The organism is Sphingobacterium bovisgrunnientis (genome assembly GCF_009829085.1).
Classification (GTDB): Bacteria; Bacteroidota; Bacteroidia; order Sphingobacteriales; family Sphingobacteriaceae; genus Sphingobacterium; species Sphingobacterium bovisgrunnientis.
The window spans coordinates 1-22,852 of sequence record NZ_WUQY01000015.1; the positions used below are offsets into that span (position 1 = coordinate 1).

At 35.0% G+C, this 22,852-nt stretch carries 21 protein-coding genes; 7 read left to right on the forward strand and 14 right to left on the reverse strand.

The window, feature by feature from the left end; translation table 11 throughout:
- The first annotated feature begins 207 nt into the window (after window positions 1-207).
- Entirely contained in the window at window positions 208-693 is a 486-nt protein-coding gene (locus GOQ16_RS08825) for a DinB family protein (protein WP_160068951.1), read from the forward strand.
- A 136-nt stretch (window positions 694-829) separates the two neighbouring features.
- Here GOQ16_RS08825 and sucD read toward each other — a convergent pair whose 3' ends face one another.
- Window positions 830-1,702, reverse strand: coding sequence for a succinate--CoA ligase subunit alpha (gene sucD / locus GOQ16_RS08830; RefSeq protein ID WP_160068952.1), 873 nt, complete (start codon window positions 1,700-1,702; stop codon window positions 830-832).
- An 82-nt stretch (window positions 1,703-1,784) separates the two neighbouring features.
- Window positions 1,785-2,315 (reverse strand): RNA methyltransferase, encoded by a 531-nt coding sequence (locus tag GOQ16_RS08835; protein ID WP_160068953.1) that lies wholly within the window; start codon window positions 2,313-2,315, stop codon window positions 1,785-1,787.
- A 194-nt stretch (window positions 2,316-2,509) separates the two neighbouring features.
- Here GOQ16_RS08835 and rpsT point away from each other — a divergent pair, with 194 nt between their 5' ends.
- Window positions 2,510-2,764, forward strand: coding sequence for a 30S ribosomal protein S20 (gene rpsT / locus GOQ16_RS08840; RefSeq protein WP_149915512.1), 255 nt, complete (start codon window positions 2,510-2,512; stop codon window positions 2,762-2,764).
- Window positions 2,765-2,856: 92 nt separating this feature from the next.
- Here the strand turns inward: rpsT and GOQ16_RS08845 are convergent, their stop codons facing one another.
- Together GOQ16_RS08845 and GOQ16_RS08850 are read right to left on the reverse strand one after the other, a co-directional pair.
- Window positions 2,857-3,726: a 3-keto-disaccharide hydrolase gene (locus tag GOQ16_RS08845; RefSeq protein ID WP_160068954.1), complete on the reverse strand. Its 870-nt coding sequence runs from the start codon at window positions 3,724-3,726 to the stop codon at window positions 2,857-2,859.
- Between the two features lie 23 nt (window positions 3,727-3,749).
- Window positions 3,750-4,562: a helix-turn-helix transcriptional regulator gene (locus GOQ16_RS08850; RefSeq protein ID WP_160068955.1), complete on the reverse strand. Its 813-nt coding sequence runs from the start codon at window positions 4,560-4,562 to the stop codon at window positions 3,750-3,752.
- A 337-nt stretch (window positions 4,563-4,899) separates the two neighbouring features.
- Here GOQ16_RS08850 and scpC point away from each other — a divergent pair, with 337 nt between their 5' ends.
- Complete coding sequence (gene scpC / locus GOQ16_RS08855) at window positions 4,900-6,393, forward strand: succinyl-CoA:acetate CoA-transferase ScpC (protein WP_160068956.1); 1,494 nt, start codon at window positions 4,900-4,902, stop codon at window positions 6,391-6,393.
- Between the two features lie 53 nt (window positions 6,394-6,446).
- Here scpC and gldG read toward each other — a convergent pair whose 3' ends face one another.
- From gldG to GOQ16_RS08885, 6 genes are all read right to left on the reverse strand, one after another.
- Window positions 6,447-8,846 carry a gliding motility-associated ABC transporter substrate-binding protein GldG gene (gldG, locus tag GOQ16_RS08860; protein WP_160068957.1) on the reverse strand — a complete coding sequence of 800 codons (2,400 nt, stop codon included), beginning with the start codon at window positions 8,844-8,846 and terminating at the stop codon, window positions 6,447-6,449.
- 77 nt (window positions 8,847-8,923) lie between these two features.
- The gene (locus GOQ16_RS08865) at window positions 8,924-9,631 is read right to left on the reverse strand and encodes an ATP-binding cassette domain-containing protein (RefSeq protein ID WP_160068958.1); all 708 of its coding nucleotides are present in this window, start codon (window positions 9,629-9,631) and stop codon (window positions 8,924-8,926) included.
- A gap of 3 nt (window positions 9,632-9,634) precedes the next feature.
- A complete protein-coding gene (locus tag GOQ16_RS08870; RefSeq protein ID WP_160068959.1) occupies window positions 9,635-10,612 on the reverse strand; it encodes a glycerophosphodiester phosphodiesterase family protein in 978 nt (325 codons plus the stop codon).
- Window positions 10,613-11,131: a shikimate kinase gene (locus tag GOQ16_RS08875; protein ID WP_160068960.1), complete on the reverse strand. Its 519-nt coding sequence runs from the start codon at window positions 11,129-11,131 to the stop codon at window positions 10,613-10,615.
- Between the two features lie 4 nt (window positions 11,132-11,135).
- Complete coding sequence (locus GOQ16_RS08880) at window positions 11,136-12,338, reverse strand: BT_3928 family protein (protein ID WP_160068961.1); 1,203 nt, start codon at window positions 12,336-12,338, stop codon at window positions 11,136-11,138.
- A gap of 4 nt (window positions 12,339-12,342) precedes the next feature.
- Window positions 12,343-12,888 (reverse strand): DUF1599 domain-containing protein, encoded by a 546-nt coding sequence (locus tag GOQ16_RS08885; protein ID WP_160068962.1) that lies wholly within the window; start codon window positions 12,886-12,888, stop codon window positions 12,343-12,345.
- 140 nt (window positions 12,889-13,028) lie between these two features.
- Between GOQ16_RS08885 and GOQ16_RS08890 the strand changes: the two genes are divergently transcribed.
- Genes GOQ16_RS08890 through cysM form a run of 4 tightly spaced genes read left to right on the forward strand, consistent with a single transcriptional unit; the run spans window position 13,029 to window position 15,920 of the window.
- Entirely contained in the window at window positions 13,029-13,826 is a 798-nt protein-coding gene (locus tag GOQ16_RS08890; RefSeq protein ID WP_160068963.1) for a HipA family kinase, read from the forward strand.
- Window positions 13,804-14,187, forward strand: coding sequence for a DUF3037 domain-containing protein (locus GOQ16_RS08895; RefSeq protein WP_160068964.1), 384 nt, complete (start codon window positions 13,804-13,806; stop codon window positions 14,185-14,187). The genes GOQ16_RS08890 and GOQ16_RS08895 overlap by 23 nt, the downstream gene beginning before the upstream one ends.
- Window positions 14,188-14,211: 24 nt before the next feature.
- Window positions 14,212-15,048, forward strand: coding sequence for a serine O-acetyltransferase (locus tag GOQ16_RS08900; RefSeq protein ID WP_240140989.1), 837 nt, complete (start codon window positions 14,212-14,214; stop codon window positions 15,046-15,048).
- Window positions 15,048-15,920, forward strand: a complete 873-nt coding sequence (cysM, locus tag GOQ16_RS08905) for a cysteine synthase CysM (RefSeq protein WP_160068965.1) — start codon at window positions 15,048-15,050, stop codon at window positions 15,918-15,920. The genes GOQ16_RS08900 and cysM overlap by 1 nt, the downstream gene beginning before the upstream one ends.
- Before the next feature lie 38 nt (window positions 15,921-15,958).
- On the opposite strand, the gene GOQ16_RS08910 is transcribed toward cysM, so the two are convergent.
- The 4 genes from GOQ16_RS08910 to GOQ16_RS08925 form a co-directional block, all read right to left on the reverse strand.
- Window positions 15,959-16,747: an META domain-containing protein gene (locus GOQ16_RS08910; RefSeq protein ID WP_160068966.1), complete on the reverse strand. Its 789-nt coding sequence runs from the start codon at window positions 16,745-16,747 to the stop codon at window positions 15,959-15,961.
- Window positions 16,748-16,861: 114 nt separating this feature from the next.
- The gene (locus GOQ16_RS08915; RefSeq protein ID WP_160068967.1) at window positions 16,862-18,046 is read right to left on the reverse strand and encodes a C1 family peptidase; all 1,185 of its coding nucleotides are present in this window, start codon (window positions 18,044-18,046) and stop codon (window positions 16,862-16,864) included.
- Window positions 18,047-18,121: 75 nt separating this feature from the next.
- The gene (locus GOQ16_RS08920; RefSeq protein WP_160068968.1) at window positions 18,122-21,865 is read right to left on the reverse strand and encodes an ATP-binding protein; all 3,744 of its coding nucleotides are present in this window, start codon (window positions 21,863-21,865) and stop codon (window positions 18,122-18,124) included.
- 130 nt (window positions 21,866-21,995) lie between these two features.
- Window positions 21,996-22,832 carry a sulfurtransferase gene (locus tag GOQ16_RS08925; RefSeq protein ID WP_160068969.1) on the reverse strand — a complete coding sequence of 279 codons (837 nt, stop codon included), beginning with the start codon at window positions 22,830-22,832 and terminating at the stop codon, window positions 21,996-21,998.
- Window positions 22,833-22,852 lie beyond the last annotated feature (20 nt).

Below are 22,852 nucleotides of genomic sequence, written 5' to 3' on the forward strand. Positions count from 1 at the left end.
AGAGAAGTTAAGCCCGCCCGAGCCGATGGTATTGCCGTAACAGGTGGGAGAGTAGGTCGGTGCCTTTTTTTATACAACAGCCTTATCACATAACGTGGTAAGGCTGTTTTGCGTTTAAGGAAGTTTTGAAGATTGAATAGAGGTTTAGTAAATCATAAATATTGGAAATATTAGGTAAATTTAAATAATATATAAAGGGAGGAAGAAATGAATAAAGGACAATTAATTGAAATCGAAAGAGAAACTGAAAACACAAGACAACTTTTGTCGAGATTAAAGGAAGAACATTTTTCGTATAAACCTCACGAAAAATCTATGTCGTTAATACAATTAGCAAGTCATATAGTCGAATTACATAACTGGATGAAGGAAGCATTGTCAGGAGCGTATTTTGATTTTCCAACTATGTATAAGCCTTTTGAAGCACAGTCGGTGCAAGAACTATTAGATGTACTAAATAATGGTTATGCAGCGAATGTAGAGACTATATCAAACATCTCTGAAGAAGACTGGAAATCGATTTGGAAGCTAAAAGCTGGTGATTATGTCATTGCCGAAGTTCCTAAATCAGCGGCGTATAGGTTTATTATTCAAAATCATTTGGTGCATCATAGGGGACAACTAACGGTATACATGCGTATGCTAGATATTCCTTTGCCTGGGCTTTATGGTCCCTCAGCTGATGAGAAATAAATCGATAAACTCATTTATAAATGTTTATAATGTGGGTTTTCTCTGCCATTGAAATTTATTAAAGTGCAAAATCTGAATGTAATAGAAAAGGAGACTCTTTTGAAGTCTCCTTTTCTATTATAAAATATAATTAATATTATTTAGCTAATTCTTCAGCAATAGCTTTACCGATCTCAGCAGGTGATTCTACTACGCGAATACCACACTCACGCATGATAGCCATTTTTGCGGCAGCAGTATCATCAGCACCACCTACGATAGCACCAGCGTGTCCCATACGACGTCCCGGAGGCGCAGTTTGACCAGCGATGAATCCAACAACTGGTTTAGTACCGTTTTCTTTAATCCAACGAGCAGCTTCAGCTTCCATGCCACCACCGATCTCACCAATCATGATGATACCTTGAGTTTCTGGATCGTTCATTAACAATTCAACAGCTTCTTTCGTTGTAGTTCCGATAATTGGGTCACCACCGATACCGATAGCTGTAGATATACCTAAACCTGCTTTTACTGTCTGATCAACGGCTTCGTAAGTTAATGTACCTGATTTAGAAACAACACCTACTTTACCTGTTTTGAAGATAAATCCTGGCATGATACCAATCTTAGCTTCTTCAGCAGTGATAATACCTGGACAGTTAGGGCCGATTAAACGAGAATCTTTGTCACTCAAGTAAGATTTTACTTGAATCATATCTTTAGTAGGGATACCCTCTGTAATACAAACGATTAATGCGATACCAGCAGCAGCAGCTTCCATGATAGCATCTGCAGCAAATGCTGGTGGAACAAAAATAATAGAAACATTAGCACCTGTTGCATCAACAGCATCTTGAACTGTATTGAATACTGGACGGTCTAAGTGAGTTTGACCACCTTTACCAGGTGTAACACCACCTACGACTTGCGTTCCATACTCAATCATTTGAGACGCGTGATAAGTACCTTCTGTTCCAGTGAAACCTTGAACGATAACTTTTGAATCTTTATTTACTAATACACTCATTGTTCTAATTTTTAGCAGAGCAAATCTACCATTTTGTAACGACTTCTGGAAATAATGCTTACTCTATTCGGTCTTTTTTTTATTAAAACTTTATTTTCTTCAGGATATCCCAAAGAACTATTCCAATTGTAACAGAGACATTAAAAGAATGTTTTGTGCCAAATTGTGGAATCTCAATACAGCCATCGACGATTTGCATTACTTCCTCATCAACACCGTGTACTTCATTGCCAAATACAAAAGCATATTTATCGTTCGTCGGTATTTCAAATTGCTCTAAAGAAGTAGAATTCTCGGCTTGTTCGATGGCGAAGATTTTATAATCTTGTTCTTTTAAATGCTGCAAGGCTTCTGTTGTTTCTTTATAATGTGTCCAGTCTACTGATTGTGTAGCACCCAGGGCAGTTTTTTCAATTTCGCGATGAGGTGGCGTTGCTGTAATACCGCATAATAAGATTTGTTCGATCGCAAAACCATCAGCAGTGCGAAAGGCAGAACCGACATTGTGCATACTGCGTACATTATCTAGTACAATAGTAATAGGTGTTTTCTCTAATTCTTTGAATGATTCGATATCAACTCGATTGAGCTGATCCATAGACAACTTTTGCATCCGACAAAAATACTTATTTTTTACCTTTAATGGTTATCTTGAATGAAATACTACTTTATTTTACTTATCTTTGCAGGGTTAATAAAGGATTCGGATAGAAACTTGAAAATAGATTTTGAATATTAAATAATACTCGTTATTTTTGCAGTCCGAATTTAGTATAAAAAGTATTATAAAATATATAGCTAATAGAAATGGCAAATCATAAATCAGCGATTAAAAGAATTAGAGCTAACGCTGCGAAGCGTTTAAGAAACCGTTACCAAGCAAAAACTACGCGTAACGCAATCAAAAAATTACGTACTACAACTGATGCTGCTGAAGCACAAGCGTTATTACCACGTGTTGTTTCTATGCTTGACCGTTTGGCTAAGAAAAACGTTATCCACAAGAAAAAAGCATCTAACAACAAATCTAAATTAACTAAATTGGTTAATAAATTAGGTTAATCCTTGGATACTAAGATATATTAGGACACAGCGATGTGTCCTTTTTTATTTTGCATTATATTTTGATTTAGTATTACAAACAAAAGGTTCGATTAATTCGAACCTTTTGTTTGTAATATCTTTTGGATTATTCCATCCAACTTTTGTGGTTGTTTTTTATACTTTTCTAAATCGTATAATTCTACTTTTCTGAAATCAATCGGATGACTTTCTGATTGTAGATAGATATAACCACCTGTTATAGCTTTACCATCTTGTTTCACTGCCGGATTGTGTCCTTCTACCATATCTCCGCCAATTGTCGGTTTCGAATATTCAATAACCGTCTCACCTTCGAGCACGTGACGGATTACAGAATCTCCTAATACGACAAAGTCCGCAGTAACCCATTGATCACCATGATAAGTTTTTGATTTGGCATTAATACAGTGTGGTGTGAACAATTTATCATTCATCACGACGTGCGTACCTGGAGTACAAAGATTCGATGTAGTGCGTACAGAATTTGGATCGTTATCACCGCCTAAGAATTGCGCTTCGATCGAAATTGGGAAATTCTGATCTTTCCACATTGTCTTTGGATCTTGGCCATGTAGCATGGCACCACTGTTTCTCCAAGCCCATCCTTCTCCACCTTTTGGTTGCTCACCTACAAAACGATATTCTACGCGTAATACATAATAGGAGTATGGCGTATTGTATGCAATATGACCATATCTAAAGTTAAAATCATCGTATTGATCATATCTTACTTTCATCATGCCGTCTTCTACACGAAATGTGTTTCCGAAATTTACGCCAGTTTCATAATTTCTAATTTTCGGAGTCCAATTTTTAATGTCTTTGCCATTAAAGAGTTGAATAGCTTTTGGCTCATCCGAATCTACAGCACCTTTTTGAGTCGAGCAAGATAAAATTGATACAGTCGCTAATGCTGACCATACGATCGTTTTTAAGTTCATAAATTTAAGTTTAGTTGAAGTATTTATAATAAAGTATTTTGATGCTTTACGTAATCACTTGGACGCACACCAATAACTTTGTTGAATGTATTACTAAATGTTGGAAGACTGCTATATCCTACTTTCAAAGCAACTTCGTTTACACTTAACTTTTCGTCTAATAAAAGCTTAAGCGCCGTTAACATACGCAAAATTGTGTAATATTGAATAAAAGACATGTTTAATTCTTTTTGAAATAATCGAGCAAGTGTCCGCTCACTTATATCAAAATTTTGTGCAAGTACTTTGAAGCTCACATTTTCCGAAATATTGTATTCTAAATACTTAATAATGTCTTTTAATTTCTGATTCTGCGGGTAAGGCAATGCCAATGGTAATTCCGATTGCGAGAGCTCCGGTAAGATTAATTTGAATGCTTTGGCAATAGAATATTTAGGCTCTTCTACAGGGAAAATGTTACCATTCCAACGATTGGTAAACATGATTAATTCGATTAATAAATCATTTACGGGGTAAATATTTATTTTATCGTAAAAATCTGTATCTATTTCATATTTAGGAAAATACAAGTTACGCATTACAACATTAGAAGAACTTGGATGAATGCTGTGTTTTATACCAGCAGGAATCCAAATATAATGTCTTGCTGGAAGAAAGTAGGATTTTGTCGCCGTTTTCAAAAAGACTACACCGCCCTCTGTGTATAAAAATTGTCCTTTCTTATGTACGTGCTCACTAATGTAACTATCTCCCATCAATGCGTGATGACAATATATACTATCATCGAATGCATCAACTTCGGTCATGTAATATTTATTTACATATTCCTTTTCCATATACTATAATTTGAAACAAATTTCTAGTTTTTAAGTTAAATAACCAAAAAGTAAGTGTTTGATCACTTTGATTATACTGTTTTAGCCACAATTTAATGCTATACAATTAAAGATTATGGTGTCTAAATACATGTTTATGAGTGATTTGAAAGAGAATTAAAATTATTTTCTATTGTGTTTTAAGCATAAAATATTGATAATTAGATGATTGCTGTTTTTGCTGTTTGAATAAATAACTTACTGACTGAAAAGAATAAAAATGACACTTTTTTAATCATTAATATTGTAAAGTTATATGATTATAAGGTAGATAACGATTAGTAATATACTTTTGAATATGAATTTAAATAGAATACGTTTAGAATCTTTGCATAATAAAGTGATGACTGCTGAAGAAGCAGCGCAACTTATACAGGATGGTATGGTGGTAGGTTCAAGTGGCTTTACCAAAGCGGGAGATAGTAAAGTTGTACTTCCTGCATTAGCAGAACGTGCAAAGAATGAGAATGTAAAAATTACATTAATGACAGGTGCTTCTTTGGGACATGATACCGATGGTAAATTGGCTGAAGCAGGTGCATTGAGCAAGCGTATGCCTTTCCAAGTTGATCGTACCTTACGTAATAAAATCAATGCAGGTGAAGTACTATTTATTGACCAGCACCTGAGTGAAGCAGCAGAACTATTGCATAATAAAAATCTTCCTCCAGTGGATATTGCTGTATTGGAGGTAGCGTATATCGATAGAGATGGAAGTATTGTCCCAACTACTTCTGTAGGTAACTCATTGACTTTTGCTAATCTGGCGAAACAAGTGATTTTAGAAGTAAATACAGCTATTCCAGAAGAGTTTTACGGTATTCACGATATTTATCAAGCAGAGAATTATCCGCACCGTAATGTTATTCCTATTGTAGCGCCTTGGAACAAAATAGGTCGTAAGACTATTCCTTTGGATCCGAATAAAGTAGTTGGCATTGTCTTTACAGACAAAAAAGATAGTCCAGCTGATATCGCACCTCCTGATGAGAAAACATCAAGTATCGCGAAGCATATTTTACGTTTTTTTGAAAAAGAGGTAGAATTGGGTCACTTAACAGAGCGTTTACTTCCTATTCAAGCAGGTATTGGTAAAGTGGCGAATGCGGTATTGATGGGGTTCCAGGATAGTAATTTTTACGATTTGACAATGTTTTCGGAAGTGTTGCAAGACAGTACATTTGATCTGATTGACTCAGGTAAATTGAGCTTTGCTTCTGCATCATCAGTTACAGTTTCGCAAGAATGTTATGATCGTGTATTTGATAATTTGTCAAAATACAGAGATAAATTTGTATTGAGACCGCAAAACATTTCCAATACACCAGGATTGATTCGTCGTCTAGGGGTAATTGCTATTAACACTGCTATTGAGTTTGATATTTATGGTAATGTGAATTCTACACATATTTCAGGTACCAAAATTATGAATGGTATAGGTGGGTCGGGTGACTTTGCACGTAATGCTTATTTAAGTATTTTCGTTGCACAAGCAGCTTCTAAGGAAAACAAAATCTCACACGTATTGCCGATGGTTTCGCACGTCGATCATACGGAGCATGATGTAGATATATTGGTTACGGATATAGGTTTGGCAGATTTGCGTGGTCTAGCACCTCGTGAGCGCGCTCAAAAAATTATAGATAACTGTGTGCATCCTGATTACCGCGAAGAATTACAATCTTATTTCGATAGAGCTTGCGCGCGTGGAGGACATACGCCACACTTATTAGAAGAAGCTTTCAGCTGGCATCTGCGCTTAGCAGAAACTGGAAGCATGAAGAAGAATTAATTTTACTTTCTTGATTTTTATTCAATTAAAGTCGCAGTTTATACTGCGGCTTTTTATTTGTATTTTCTCTTGCGAAGGGATTGTTGGATAAAGCCAATGAATAGCAATAGTACGATTGGCGAAGCAACATTTATTAATTGCCATTTGAGCTTATCTTGCTTTACAACACTTTGATTTAATAGTCGCAGTTTTACTTCTCTATTACGAAGCTTAATCAGCTGCTCATCATTAGTCAGATAGTCAACGACATTTTGCAAAAGCGTTTTATTCGCAAATTGCTGTTCGGTATATCTATCCCAACCCAATGGATAAGGCGAATTATCTTTGCTATTCACCTGATTTATTAGCCAATCACCATCCGCAATGACAAACATTTTTGCGGGTTTGGAAATATTCGAAAGGTCAACTGGCGATTGTATACCTTGAGGTGCAGGACGATTTTCGAAAATATAGGGGAAGTGACCAGATAATAAGACAGCCACAAGTTTTTGTGCATTTTGAAATGTATTGGGATCAGGTTGTTCTTCGACCATATAAAATGAAATGCTAGCTCCAGTGTTATATACTTTATGGAATGGTGAAGATTCCAAAATAATTTCCTTTTTGATAGTTGGATTCGCAATGGTGTCTATGCTACCAATAAATTCCGTACGGATACCATCCAAATTTTTGATAATCGGATGTGAGCGTGTTGGCATTAGAATAGGGTAGAAGAGCCAAGGGGTTAATTCGATTTGTGGTTGGCCATTTATATTTCCGACTGACAATGGAATTTGCGTACAATTCATATCCGCGATGATATCATAATTTAGGCGCGCACCATACAAGAAAAGTTGGTCGTCGAGATTTAATTCTTTACCAATCAAAACTTGAGATCCCGATGTGCGTAAATTCTCTATAGTTGCGTGAACTTGATCAATCGCCCAAATTACAGAACCACCATTTCTAACGAAATAATCTAATTTATATTTGTCGCTCTCTGAAAATTTTCTTTGTGGTTTTGCGATGACGATAGTCGAGAATTTCTGTAGATCTTCCAATTGAATGGAATCTAAATTCAATCTTCCAACTTGATTTGTTTGCGCGAATGTTTGCATCGCATCATACAATTCCAAATCAGAAGGTTCGCCGTGTCCTTCAGTAAATCCGATAAAAGGTTTTGATGCTATAGACAGTTTCTTGATCGCTGAAATAAAACTGTATTCCAAGTTTTGGATGGAATTATTAAGCACTTGTTCAGGACTTAATCCAATTTTGTTTTGCAACAAATGCACATTAATTTCTTCTTCTCCCTTGTTGACAATAGCATAAGGGAAAATTAAATTTTGGGAAAATCCACTGCTATTTTTGACACTTAGATTTGTGGGTTGCAAGCCCCTATCGATGAGTGCAGCCGCTAGTTCTTGTTGCTCTTGTGCAGAACCATCCTTTGGATTGATAATATTGACTTTGATATTTCCATTCGAAATACGACTCATGTCGCGTGCCATATCAATAGCGGATTGACGTAAACGTTGAAATCCACTCGGCAAATCTCCATCCAAGAAAATGGTAATATACATCACATTTTCTGTGTCCTTCAGAATGGATTTTGTCGTGTAAGAAAGTGTATATCTTTTATCTTCTGTAAAATCAATTCTGCCAAGTAAGTTCGTAATAAATGATTGATTGATGAGAATGATCAATAGTAAAACTATGCCATAAGCAGTAAATGTTTTCTTACTTTTTCTAAATTTCCGACCCAAATGACCGATTGACAAAACAAGAAAGAATAGAATGAAACTTATAAAATATATTAAATCTGAAGCCAGCATTACACCTCGGCTTAATGCCTCGTAATGATATTGTATTCCTATCGCAGCAAAACCATCTTCAAAAACATATAAAAAAGGAAATTTACTTACGGCATCAAATCCATAATAACCAAAAAAGCATAATACAACTGCAAGCAAAAAGGCTATTATGGGATTGGAAGTTAACGTAGAACTGAAAATTGAAAGTGCTGTGAACGCAGCTGTCAAGAATAATAACCCTATGTAGGAGCCAATTATTCCGCCAACATCAATATTTCCCGAAGGTGCAGCTAAAAAGTAAAGACAAACCGGATAAATTAAAGTAGGTATAATTACGAGCAGAGAAATGGATAAGCTTCCTAAATATTTTCCAATAACAATTTCCGTAAATGTGATAGGCTTGCTCAATAATAAATCAAAAGTGCCATTCGCTTTTTCTCCTGCTATTGATTGCATTGTCACGGCAGGAATTAATAAGAGAAGTAAATAGGGACTCAGATTGAAGAATGAATCAAGAGTAGCGTATCCGTTATCCAAAATAGATGTCTCAGGAAACACCCAAATAAGTAAACCCGTGACTAAAAGAAATAACCCAATGGCTAGATAACCAATAAAAGCATTGAAATAGGATACGATTTCTTTTTTATAAATACTAAGCAATTTCTTAAGGTTTTAGGCTCGAAAATAGGAAATATTGCTGCATAAAGCAAAATATACCTCTTGGATTGATATAGTAATTATTTAGTTAGCAACACGAAAATTTCTTCCATTGACAGGTTTGGATAACGTTCAGTTTTATCCTGTAATAGAAATTGATCTTTAATTTTACCTTGATGAATTACTATAATTTCATCACAAATCGCTTCTACCTCTTGCATTAAATGGGTAGATAACAACACCGTTTTATCTTGGGCTAGATCACGAATTAATTGACGAATTTCAATGATTTGGTTGGGGTCAAGTCCAGTAGTTGGTTCATCCAGAATCAAAACTTTTGGATCGTGTACGATAGCGCACGCTAATCCAACACGTTGTTTGTACCCTTTTGATAGTTCTTTTATTTTCTTGTGTTGTTCGTTTACCAATCCGGTCTTTTCAATTACTTCACAAATGCGAGCTGGAATATTATCGATTTGGTACAGCGAAGCTTGAAACTCTAGCATTTCTTGGACATACATGTCCAAATACAGTGGATTATTCTCAGGTAAATAACCGATTATCTGCTTTGCTTCAATAGATTTTTCTTGAATATTCAAGTCATTAACCCAACAAGTCCCCGATTCAATAGGAATTATTCCTGTTAAAGTTTTCATGGTTGTCGACTTGCCAGCGCCATTAGGACCTAAAAATCCAATAATACGATTTCTTTGCGTTTGGAAAGTGATTTTATCCAAAGCTTTTTGTTTCCCATACAGTTTTGAGAGGTTCTGAATACGAATAGACATCTTTTATCGATTAATAAAAGGTGATTTAATATTTCTTTTCTGAATGTAGAAATCCAAAGCTTTCTGTGCCTCGACAGGACGGTCTGTGCTCAATATATCAGCTCCATTTTCTATGTATTCAGCGTACATCTGATAGCCTTTATTATCGGCTTGTTTATCCAAGTTGCCGATGGTTCCGAGGATAGTTTTGATACCATGTGCATGCAGTTTTTCGACCAAATCTTTTTTTGGTTGCGAAGTGCCAACAAATGCTACTATTCGATTGTCTGGAACACCAGCCTCAGCAAGCTTATCTAGATCTTTTTGTGATTTTACACTAGCTGAAATCATCAAATCAGGATTGATACGATTTATAGCTCGTGCTTGATTCGCATTATATGTAATTACCACCACCGATGCTTGTGCATTTGTTTTTTGAATGATCTCCGATAGCAGTGAATAGGGGACATCTTGTTTTACATCCAGCGTAAATACAACATTTCCTTTTCCCCACGTCAGCGCTTCTTCCAAAGTAGGAATTTGGTAGACTGTCAATTCTCCATTTTTGTCTTTTAAGCGTAATTCTTTTAATTCGGCTAAGGTATGTTTTCCAATTCTTCCAGATCCGTTCGACGTCCGATCTAAGGTTTCATCGTGCATTAAAATCAAAACTGAATCTTTGGACATTCGGACATCACATTCGATAATCAAAGGAAATTGCTTTGCCCAATGTTGGAACGTTTCGATAGCATTTTCGGGTAAACCGTCTGAATCACCACCGCGATGTACGCTCACTAATGGATATCGATTTTCGTTATAGGTGAGGAATTGATAAAGATCTTCAAGTGTCGTGATATTAAAATTGTCTGATGAAAAATCCGACGTTTGGATTGCGCTTGTTTCTCTTTTTTCTTTTTTATTGTCCGAAGGAGCATTTCTAAAGCAAGCTGTTAGTAAAAATGCGAAAATAAAAAGGCTTAAAATGTGCGTAGAATTTTTCATCTATTTTACATCGTGATTTTTGATCAGTTCAATTATTTCTTCTAACGGTGTGTGGATTTGCTCGAATTTAATGTCTGCCTTATCGTAAAACTCTTCTCTTTCCTTTAATTTCGTGTCGATAAATTCAAATAATTCATCACCAGATAATCCCTTCAATACAGGTCTTTTATTCACATCAGATTGACTCAATCTAGCCCAAAGAGATTTACTTGTATGGTATAAATACAATGAAAGTCCATTTTGATTTATCCAATCCATATTATCGAAATAACATGGTGTGCCTCCACCAGTAGAAATAATTGCAACTCTTCCTGCTTGTTTCTTTAGAAATTCGTTTTCTAATTTTCTAAAATTTTCTTCGCCATGCAGTTTGAAATATTCTGGAATAGTCATTCCTATATTTTCCACGATTTCATGATCTAAATCCACAAATGGCAAGTCTAATGCGTTTGCAATTTTTTTGCCCCAAGTGGTTTTGCCACTCCCCATAAATCCTACTAAGAAAATTGGTTTGTCCATTTCGTTATTTTAGATAATTAGCTACTAACTCTTCTTTGGATGGAAAAGTATCTTTTGACCATTTTTGAATGACAACACCATTTTGCATCAACATGACACCTGGATTTGAACGCACCATACTTTTTAACGGTACAGCATCTGCATAGAAAGTTTCTAAAACCAAATCCAATTGATCATTCAAATAATCAATATCCGAACTTGCACTAGCTGTCAGTAGTACAGCGCGAAGATTGTATTCTTCGCTCAACGATCTAATTGTTTGATTGATTTTGTCCAATGCTAAGAAATCTGCAGGCGTAAATTTTGTGACGTCAACACTTGTTACGATAAAATTGTAATGTGGGTTTTCGATCACTTCCTGCGTCAAATCTTGACCCTCATTATCCGAAATAATCAAATCTGGTATTGCAACTTGGTAACCTTTTTTGATAAGCTTAGTCACAGGCTCACCTACGATTTCCCAGTTCTCATCTTCCCAAATCTTTTGACCCATATATTCTTTATCTGTAACTTGTTTTGTCTCTCCAGACTGTTTATTTTTTAGGTTGTAAATGTGTTCAAACTCATCTTGTGCTGCGCCATCAGGAATTTTCATTAAGGATGGAATATTATTACCGACTTTATAAGGTAAGAAATCTAAGAATGGCAAATTCGTATACGTATAAACTCCAATTCCAAAAGAAAAAATTACAGCTAAAAAAGCAAGTAACTTGTTGATACCCGAATTGCTAAATAGAGGTGTGATTTTATGTCTTTTGATGAATATAATACCAATAAAAACCAGTAAAATTAGATCCTTGATAAAGGACTCCCAAGGTGTGAGTGGAATTGCATCTCCAAAACATCCACACGATGTCACTACATCAAAAAATGCAGAGTAGAATGTCAAAAATGTAAAGAAGACGATTAGGATCAAAAGTCCCCAAGCTACTGTATGTTTAGCTAGTCCCAATAGTAAAAGTATGCCTAAAATAATTTCAAAAGCACAAATTAGTATTGCAATCCACGTACTGTAATCATTCAAAAAATTAAGATTGAATACATGGAAATATTCTTGAAGCTTGAACCCAAAACCCATCGGATCATTAGCTTTGATTAATCCAGAAAATATAAATAGAAGCCCCACAAATAGGCGAGATATCCAAAGAAGAATATCAGGTTTCGCAGAACTATTTTGTAATGGACTATAAAATGAAGTATTCGACATAATTTTATTTTTTAACTGCAAATCCCATTTTGATTAATGCAAAAACGGCATAATTCAACATATCTTGGTAGTTGGCAGCAAAGCCTTCCGAAACTAATGTTTTGCCATCGTTATTTTCCATCTGTTTTACACGGTGCAATTTCATCAAAATCATATCCGTCATGGATGAAATACGCATATCACGCCAAGCCTCACCATAATCATGATTCTTAGCGAACATTAAATCACGTGTTTCGTTTACTTTTTCGCTGTACTTTTGCTCAACAAAGGTAGCATCTAAATTTTCTTCGCCTTCTTCGCCCATTTCGAGTTGCATTAAAGCAATCACACAGTAATTCACAATAGCTACAAATTCGCCAGCGATATCTTCACCAACTTTAGAAACTTGCTTTACCTCTAGCGTACGAATACGTTTGGCTTTGATATATAATTGGTCAGTAATAGAACTCAAGCGCATGATACGCCACGAGGTACCATAATCCTTGGTTTTGTTCACAAAAAGATTTTTACAAAAATCAATGACCGCATTATATTCTTCCGTAGTATTCATTCTTTTTATTTAGCTATGTTGTGTTACAAATATAGTCAGAAAAGTTTTTAGCCTGTAGTCACATTGCTGTCTGATTTTAGGTTTTTATGACAAATTCTAATATATTTTCGAGTAACTTCGAATATACTTAGAAATAACAGATGGGAATACAGAAACCAGAAATTCGGGAAGTCGAAATCATTCGCTATGTGCAACCTTTTCGGGAAGGAGGATCATTGCCAGGCTTGGTGGATGCGGATGACGACTTTAGTTACGTAATAAAATTTAGAGGTGCTGGTCAAGGTAAAAAAGCACTAGTTGCGGAATTGATCGGTGGCGAACTAGCTCGTGTTTTGGGTTTGCGCATGCCCGAATTGGTATTTGCTAATTTAGATGAATCATTTTGGCGCTTGGAATCGGATGAGGAGATTCAAGATTTACTTAAATTTTCTATTGGCAAAAATCTAGGTGTTCACTTTTTGAATGGAGCTATCACATTTGATGCGAATGTGGATGTCGTAAGCGCAGAAGAAGCTTCTAAAATCGTGTGGTTGGATGCTTGGCTGATGAATGTAGATCGTACAGCGCGTAATACCAATATGTTGATTTGGAAGAAAGAATTGTGGCTAATTGATCATGGTGCTTCGTTGTATTTTCATCATTCTTGGGATAATTGGGAAGACTATATCAACAAACCTTTTCTACAGATCAAAGATCATGTACTATTAAAGCAATCATCTTTGGTGCAGGAAATAAACGATAAATATACTTTGTTATTTACGGAAGATACAATCCGGGGTATTTTGGATGTTATTCCAGACGAATGGTTGGTGGAAGAGGGAAGAGAATTGAGTCCGAACGAAGTGAGAGAAGTATATTTCCAGTTTTTGGTGAGGAGATTAGCAAATTCAGCAGTGTTTTTAAATCAGATACAAAATGAGCGTAAGAACATTATATGAGTATGCGGTAGTGCGTGTGGTTCCACGAGTGGAGCGTGAGGAATTTGTGAATGTGGGAGTGGCACTTTATTGTAAGAAATTACGTTATGCGGAATTTTTATTTCATGTTGATGAATCTAAACTCAAAGCGATGTATGCTGATGTAGATATTGAAAAAATTAAGAAACATTTGGCATCGTTTCAAAAAATATGTGCTGGAGATGCCAATTTTGGTAAGATTGCGAATTTGGAACAAGCAGAACGGTTTCGTTGGCTGACTGCCAATAGAAGCACGATTATTCAATCTTCACCGTCACATACTGGACTTTGTATTTCGGCAGAAGACACCCATAAAGAATTAATGAATAAATTAGTTCTATAATATCTATCTTAAAAGTAGATTTTTATGTTTCAAAAATGTAGATTTGCATTCATGGAAGATTTTTATAACCATCTTTATCAAAAACAATTAGAAGCACAGGATATGCCGAGCAATACGCGCATATGGACTTGGGCGCGTGATTTGTTTAGAGCTTTATTTCCCGAAAGGAATCCGCAACAATTGTCTTCTGTTGAAGATGTAAAAGAGATATTTAATCGTTCTGAAGTCGAACTTTTAAGCATTCTGCGCAAGAGTCGTATGTGTAATCATTGTGATAACGACATCGTTGTACGAGAATTTTATGAATCCTTGCCAGAATTATATGATGTGATGTTGACGGACGCACAGGCTATTTTGGATGGTGATCCCGCTGCTCAAGATTTGCGCGAGGTTATTCGCACCTATCCAGGTTTCTTGGCTACCTGTATTTACCGTATGGCAAATAAATTGTGGCTTTTGGAAGTTCCGTTGATTCCACGAATTTTGACCGAATGGACACACGAACGTACAGGAATTGATATTCATCCAGGCGCAACAATAGGCAAATATTTGCATATAGATCATGGGACGGGATTAGTAATAGGAGAGACTTGTATTATTGGTGAGCACGTGAAGCTTTATCAAGGTGTGACATTAGGTGCATTGAGTGTGGAGAAAAATCTTGCGGGTAAGCAACGCCATCCCATTATTGAGGATCATGTCGTTATTTATGCAGGTGCGACTATATTGGGTGGTGAAACACGTATAGGTCATCATTCTGTCATAGGAGGTAATGTTTGGTTGACGTCGAGTATTGACCCTTACACCACTGTTTATCATCAATCGAATTCAAAATTTATAGATACTAAACCCGCTTTATAATGGGAAATATAATAGATACAATTGGAAATACACCTTTGGTAGAAATCACAAGTTTTCACGATAATCCAAAGGTCAAAATATACGCAAAGCTTGAGGGAAATAATCCAGCGGGTTCTGTAAAAGATAGACCAGCATTGAATATGATTCGTTCGGCAATAGAGCGTGGAGAAATCAAAAAGGGCGATAAATTAATTGAGGCAACTAGTGGAAATACGGGGATTGCTTTGGCGATGATTGCAAGTATGTATGAATTAGAGTTGGAATTAGTCATGCCGTCTAGCTCTACACGTGAACGTACCTTAACGATGGAAGCTTTCGGAGCGCAAGTTACATTATTAGAAAATATGGAAGTTTGTCGTGATTATGCAGAAGAAAAGGCTGAAAAAGATGAAGTATTCATTCTAAATCAGTTTGCAAATCCGGACAACTATGAAGCGCATGTAAAAACCACAGGACCTGAAATCTGGCGCGATACCCAAGGTAAGATTACACATTTTGTTAGTGCTATGGGTACTACAGGAACAATAATGGGAAATTCCATTTATTTAAAAGAGAAGAACCCAAATATTCAGATTGTAGGCTGTCAGCCTACAGAAGAATCTTCAATTCCAGGTATACGTCGTTGGCCAAAAGAATATTTGCCTAAAATATTTGATGCCTCAAAAGTAGATCGTGTTATAGATGTAGCACAGCAAGATGCTGTTGAAAAATCTCGTTTATTGGCGAAGAAAGAAGGTGTTTTTGCTGGAATGAGCACAGGTGGAGCATTTCATGCAGCATTACAAGTAGCTAATGAAATTGAAGAAGGTGTGATTGTGTTTATTGCTTGTGATCGTGGAGATCGATATTTAAGTTCGGATTTATTCGGCTAAGTATAAACAAAAAACGAGGATTTAAAATCCTCGTTTTTTTATTTTATTTTCTTGAACCGCATGATAGAGATATCATCCGTAATTAAAGTCAAATGATTAGCGTCAACACTAAAAGAAGCAATGCGCTCCAGATTCTTGAAATACAACGCTTCACCTTCTAAAGATGGACATGCCATCTTTGTAGACGCTATAGCTCCAAATTTTAATTTATACCCGTCTGCTTTGTACGTACCTGAATAATTGTTGCAACCACCATTACCTATTAAAGTTTCTTCTTTCGTATTAAATTCAAGTGTAGGTTTTCTAAATTTGTAAAGGTCTTCAAGAGATTTATTTGTCAAACGTGTAAAGTCTAATTCCCACTTGCCTTTTAATAAAGCAGATTTATCTTCTTTTTTCAGTTTAAATTGTGCTTTTACCATCTTCTTTGTATCCAAAAAAGATAGGGTGTCATTGCTAACTTTATAATAATTAATTTGTGGTAATATGCGAGATAAACCTTGCTCAACCGTCATATTATCACAGGCCATCATGGTTGAGATTCCAATTGAAAATTTAATTTTATCTGATGATTTTAAATCAAAACCACCCATAAGATTATTACAACCCGTAATAGCAGTATATTCTTTCTTAACTAAATCAAATATAAAGACAGGCTCTTTGCCATTAATTTTCTTGTCAATAGTTTTATTTTCAATGGATATTATTTGCCATTTAGCATTCAAATCACTAGCTTTTTGCAACCCTACTTTATTCGTGTTGTTCAATATATTACAACTTGAAAACAATATAAATGTTGCTGAAAAAAGTAAAATATTTGATTTCATAGGATAAAAGTATGCTTTTATTACAAGTATAACAATAAATTTAATATAACCTTAAAATAGACTATAGTAAAAAATCTCAGCTCTTAGCTGAGATTTTACCTGTTTTATTAAATTTTAAATTCTTAATTTGGATTTTATTCCTTTTTGGATACCATTTTTGTGTAATAAAATCGAAATAGTTTTATATTTTACAAATTCTTTAGTTGCGTACATGTAACCTTTGTAATCATTTGATTCACCCCAAGAGTTTTTAACAATATAATATTCTTTTCCGTTTTGATCTTTTACTAATCCAACGATGTGCATGCCGTGATCATCCGTAGTCGAGTAATCGTCATAAGCAGCTTGACGCATATCTTCTGTTACCTTAGCCTCTGGTTTCGGACCATTAAATAATTCAGCGACTTCTTGCGGAGTCATCTTATCCATTTCATTTTCAGGAACAAAAGCTACTCCGTTTTTCCAGCTAAAGAATTTTTCTGACACATCGGTTGCCCATGCAACAGTATAGCCGTTCACCAAAGCATTATCAATGATTTCCGTGATATCATTCATTTGGACATTGTAAAGACTTTCAAACGACCAGTTATCAGGAATCAATAAAACGAAAGGTTTGTAGTATTCTTGGGATTTAAACGAACTTATGCCAATGTAATCTTCAGGTTTGATACCAATAACTTGATCTGCCCAAGTGCGCGGCGTGTAAGTCTTTCCATTGTATTGGAAAGATTGTGGAGGAGTGCCCAAATAAGCATCCATTACGCCGGTAACCGCTTTCTGCCAATTTGGAGTTAGTTTTTTATTCTTTACAATATTTGCCGTCATACCATGAAGAATGCTACTCATTTCAGAGAAATTATTTCTTGTCTGTCCTTCACGCAAACCAGTGTAAACATTTTGCGGAACTGCACCATACTTGCGATAGATTGTCAATACATCATGCAATTGTCCACCTTCACCTTGAGCTTGATTACCATGCAGCTGGACAAATGTTTTTGCTTTTTCTAAATACGTGTAATATGCAGTAAAAATTTGTGAAATTTCAACAGGCTGTTTACCCATGCGAATCATTTCAGATTCTAAAAATGAATTTCCTGAGTACGACCAACATGTACCAGAAGAACCTTGATCTTTTATGGAAGTATTAGCCAAATTAATGACTTCAGTAAATACAAATCCATCTTTACTTTTGTCACTCACATTGTTTTTTAACGCATTAATGAGGTTATCTTGAGCAAAAGTTTGTGACGAAGTAGCCAACAATAATGCGGCTATATAAAAGGATTTTCTCCAGTTCATAAATTATAATTATTAGTTATTTCGATACGAATATAAGTGTTTTGCTAACTATTTTTTGTAAAAATGCTATCGCAATTATTGTTCATTTATATGCAAAGGGAAAATAATAAAAAATTTAGTGCCTGAATTTAATTTGGTTTCATAGCCAATAGTACCACCCAAGCCTGTTATAGTCTGCTTTACGAAGGCGAGTCCTAACCCCGTGCCGGAGGTCTTCGTCGTAAAGTTAGGTTTAAATATTTTTGGTATTACTTCATCTGGTATCCCAAATCCATTATCAATTATTTCCACTAAAACATGTTTGCTATCATATGGCTTGATGACGATTTGGATTTTGGGTTTACGACGTCCTAATGTGGCTTCAATAGCATTTTTAATCAGATTATTGAATGTCCGGATTACTTGGTCTCTATCCCCGAAAATTTCTATTCTATTGCCCAAATTCGTCTCATTAATTAAATCTATTTTGACGTTTGGAAGATTATCATATACGTGAATCGATTTATTGATTTTTTCGATTAAATTCAGCGTGGTGTATTTTGCTTCAGGTAATTTGGCGAATGCTGAAAATTCAGAAGCAATTCGTGCTAAAGTTTCAATTTGTTCGATGAACGAATTTGAAATCTTTTCAAATCTTTCTGGAAATCTGCTATCATTATCTTTGAAAGATTTATTGAGCTGCTGAATCCCCAATTTCATTGGGGTCAATGGATTCTTAATTTCATGCGCCACTTGCTGCGCCATTTCACGCCACACACTCTCGCGCTCAGCATGTCGTAGTTGCTTAGCATGCTCTTCCAATTTAACCAACATATAATTATATTCTTTGACCAACAGACCTATCTCGTCATCCTTTTCCCAAAACAAGGATTCATTAGGTTTATCAGAAATGTTTGTTTGGGAAAGTTTACGTCGAATCATTTGAAGTGGTTCGGTAATTTTGTTGGAAATGTACAAGGATAAGAACGCAAAAATGATTAGGATTATAGTGAAGATATTCAAGATTGTCTTCAACAAAATATTGGTACTCTCATTTTCCACTTCTTGATAATTGAAATATGGTATTCCAAGATATGCTATCGTTTTATAATTAGAATCTTTTATAGTTGCGTACGCGCTTTCATAATTGAAATCTATGATTTGCTCTTCGAGCAATGTTTCATTTTTCTTCAATACATTCATCTCCAAATATGCATGAGGATTGATATATGATGAGACTAAGTTATGGTTGTAAATATTAGGTTTTGTTGTAAAGAATAACTTCCCATTTTTGTCATACAAGTTGAAATCTGTCACGACAACATCAGTCAACGTAGTCATAACTTTGTGAAGTGAGGAAATGTGGGTGTATGATGTATCTTTAGATGATATACTTTCCAAATTCTGAACTACCTGTGCGATATAAGCTAATTTTTGGTCTTTTCTGCTTTGTGCGGTTTGTATTCGTATACTATAAAAGCTTATGATCCCAGAAATAATAATTGCGATCAAAACAGAACTTATGACTAGCGTCTGTATGCGGGAGCTGTATCTGATTTGTGCAAGTGTGTATCGTAATCGTAAATATAAATTGATGATTGATACATCTTGTTGTAAATATATAGGTATTATTTTCGCAAGGAATCTAACAAAATTGATGATTATGTATAAGAATAAAAATGTGATGGACACGACTGTAATAAATTGCCAATAGGATTGAATTGGCTTACTGATCAGAAGTGTCGTATGTTGATCTGGACGAAAAATTATATGTTGATGATCATCATTGTCATCGATAACGATAAATTCCTCTGTCTTTTGATTATAATATGGATCTCTGTTGGAGTAAGTGTATTTTCCGTTCTGACTGATTAGAATACCATTTTTATAGATTGCAAAATTGTAATCTTTCGTTCTTGAATGTTCAAAAGTTTCCGCACTATTATCCGTTAAAAATGGAATAAAAGTGGTAATACTGTTTAGGTTTTTTTTGAGATTAATAATAATAGAATAATTATTCCCTCGAATATCTTGTGAATTAAGTAATGTGAAGTAATCGTAATAACCGATTTCTGTTTTAGACTTATAAAACGATGTGGTATAATTTACTTTTGTAGCATTTGATATTACTTTTTCTCTAAAATCTGCTAAAGGATTAGAAAAATAATTAATCAGCGGCTTCCCGTTGAAATAATAATACATCGAATAATTGTAGTTTGTGAGATATCCTACCAAATAGTTCTTCTGAATATAATCATCAATTAATTGTGAATTAGGATTTACACTAGCAAGCTCTATTAATTTTTTAAGTTGCTCATCATTCTGAATTCTATTTTCTATTTCTGCAAAGTGAGAAATAGCTTCAACATCATCATCAGCTTCTAAATTTAGAAGCATTAACTTCATATGTTCACGGTTATTTTCATTGATTGCCTCGGCATATTTAATAGTTGTAATACAAGCTAATGTAAGTACCGTGATTATTTGCGTATAAATATTGTTGTATTTCAACATCGACTTATCAAAAGATTGCATCATTATCAAAATACCAATGAGCACATTGATTAATGAAAAATCTTGATAAAAACCACTTACAATTAAAGCTGTTACTAACGCAATAAGTTGAATATTAAGATTCGTTGTTGCTTTTGGCGTTAGAATTTTACCCACAAAAACCACAATGTCAGCAATCAAAATAACTGCGAAAACAATTATAGAATAAATAAGTATGTGATAGAATGTGAAGTCGTAAGTGAAAAAAAGCGTTATTAGATCTTCTGTAGAAAAAGAAGAGTGTGTAATCAGCGTTGCAAGTTGACTAAACAATTGATTGTACAAGAAATAAACACCAAGTAGTATGAGTAGATAAACCCAGTTTCGAATATTTCGCTTAAGTAATATCTCAGGTAAAACGATGTGTTGTTTGATAAATATGCAATAACATACTAACCACAAGAGTACAATTGAATTTACCAAGAACGACCAAAGGTTGGGCGCTAGGTAGCTGTAGGCATAAGTGCGTGGAGAAAATAATTTGTAGTCTGATATTTGCGACAACCAATTTGTCTCCAAATCAATAATTCGTATTACAACGAATGTAAATGTCAACAAAATTATTGACAATAAGGGTTTACCTTTTCGTGCTAATCCAACACAAATGCTACTAATTAATATTACACAACAAATAGTTCCTAATACCCAGCATATCAGTTGAATATTTAAATATATATTATTGTATTTATTACTTTTAAGCTTGACGGAAAAGAGGTAGTCTTTGTCGATAGAGTAAATATTTTGAATATCATCGCTGTCACCAAATTTTGCTACTTGAAGCTGGGTTTTAGAAGTTACACCTAGATAATGTTGATCGTTTTTCGCTTTGTAATTTGTATTATACTGCCTTTCTATGGGGATGAGTGCAAGAATATTTAGCTCATTTGCTAATTTTTTCTTCTTTACGAGAAAAGAAAAGTTGTCTGCGTAAATATAGGATGTGCCTTCTTTAAGACCAGCTTCTGTATCGGGAACATAGATATTTGATGCCCAAAAAATCGGTTTGGATTTTTTATAAATGTATAAATAAATCTGTTGTTGCTCGTATTCATTGGCAATTTCTCGAACTTGTAAAGGATAACGTTCGCTATTTACAAAGGTCTTGTTGAGAATCGAATCCGAAAAAATACCTTCAATGAGTTTTTCTTTCTGATGTAAATTCGAAGCAAATTTTTTACTTTCTAGATCTAAAATGTCTTTGTCTGTAATTGCGTTTTTGACGGTAACTGCTGTTGCAAAAAATAAAAGGGTAAGTACGAATAAAAGTATTCGGAGTTTGTTTTTCATGTTTTACGACGCTAACTTTTGTTTATTGCTACTTACAGATATTTGGAGATAGTTTAAGATAAAAATAACATAATTTATCCAAACAAAACTAAGGAACATATAATCATCGAATAAGTTTTATTTTCAGTATTTATTTTGCTGTTGGCAGATTTAATTCTTCGCTGCCCCATTCGGACCAAGAACCATCATAAACTCTTATTTTTTCGTATCCAATCAAATGGCTGGCAAATGCCAAGATGGATGCGGTTATTCCTGACCCACAACTGAAGATATATTCTTCAGCCTCTGGTCTTATATGTTTAAAGAAACGAGCGATTTTCTCCTTATCTCCGTAAAATTTTCCATCCAATAATTCCTCAAAAGGAATATTATTGGAGTGGGGGATATGTCCACTTTTTAAACCTTGTCTTGGCTCTGGAGCTACACCTGTAAATCTCGCTTTGCTTCTTGCGTCAAATATTTGGATGAAATCCTTTTGGTAATTCTCAAGAATATATTCTTTATCTGCGTACCAGGATACGTTGAAATTGGCTTTGAAATTTCCTTTTTCTATCGGCTCAATATAACGCTCTACCAAAGGGAACTCTTTCTCTTTCCAAGCGGGCAAGCCACCATTTAATATATGTACATTATCAAATCCCATTACTTTGAACATCCACCAGGCGCGTGGACTCGAGTAGATTCCCCAGCGATCATACAAAACTACCGTACTATCTTGATTGATGCCAAGAGCTTGCATTTCTTGCTCAAATATTTCTGCGGACACCAGCGTATGCGGTAATTTAGAGCTTTTGTCCGATAATTTTCCTTCAATATCAAAGAATAATGAATTCGGAATAAGTTCCAATGACTCATCTCGAAGTGATTGGCCGACTTTATCAATTGTACAATCTAGCAAAACAATGGACTTGTCATTTAATGCAGTCGCGAGTTCCTGAGTCGTAATAAGAGAAGAGTTAAATACCATAGTTAAAATTACAAATGCTT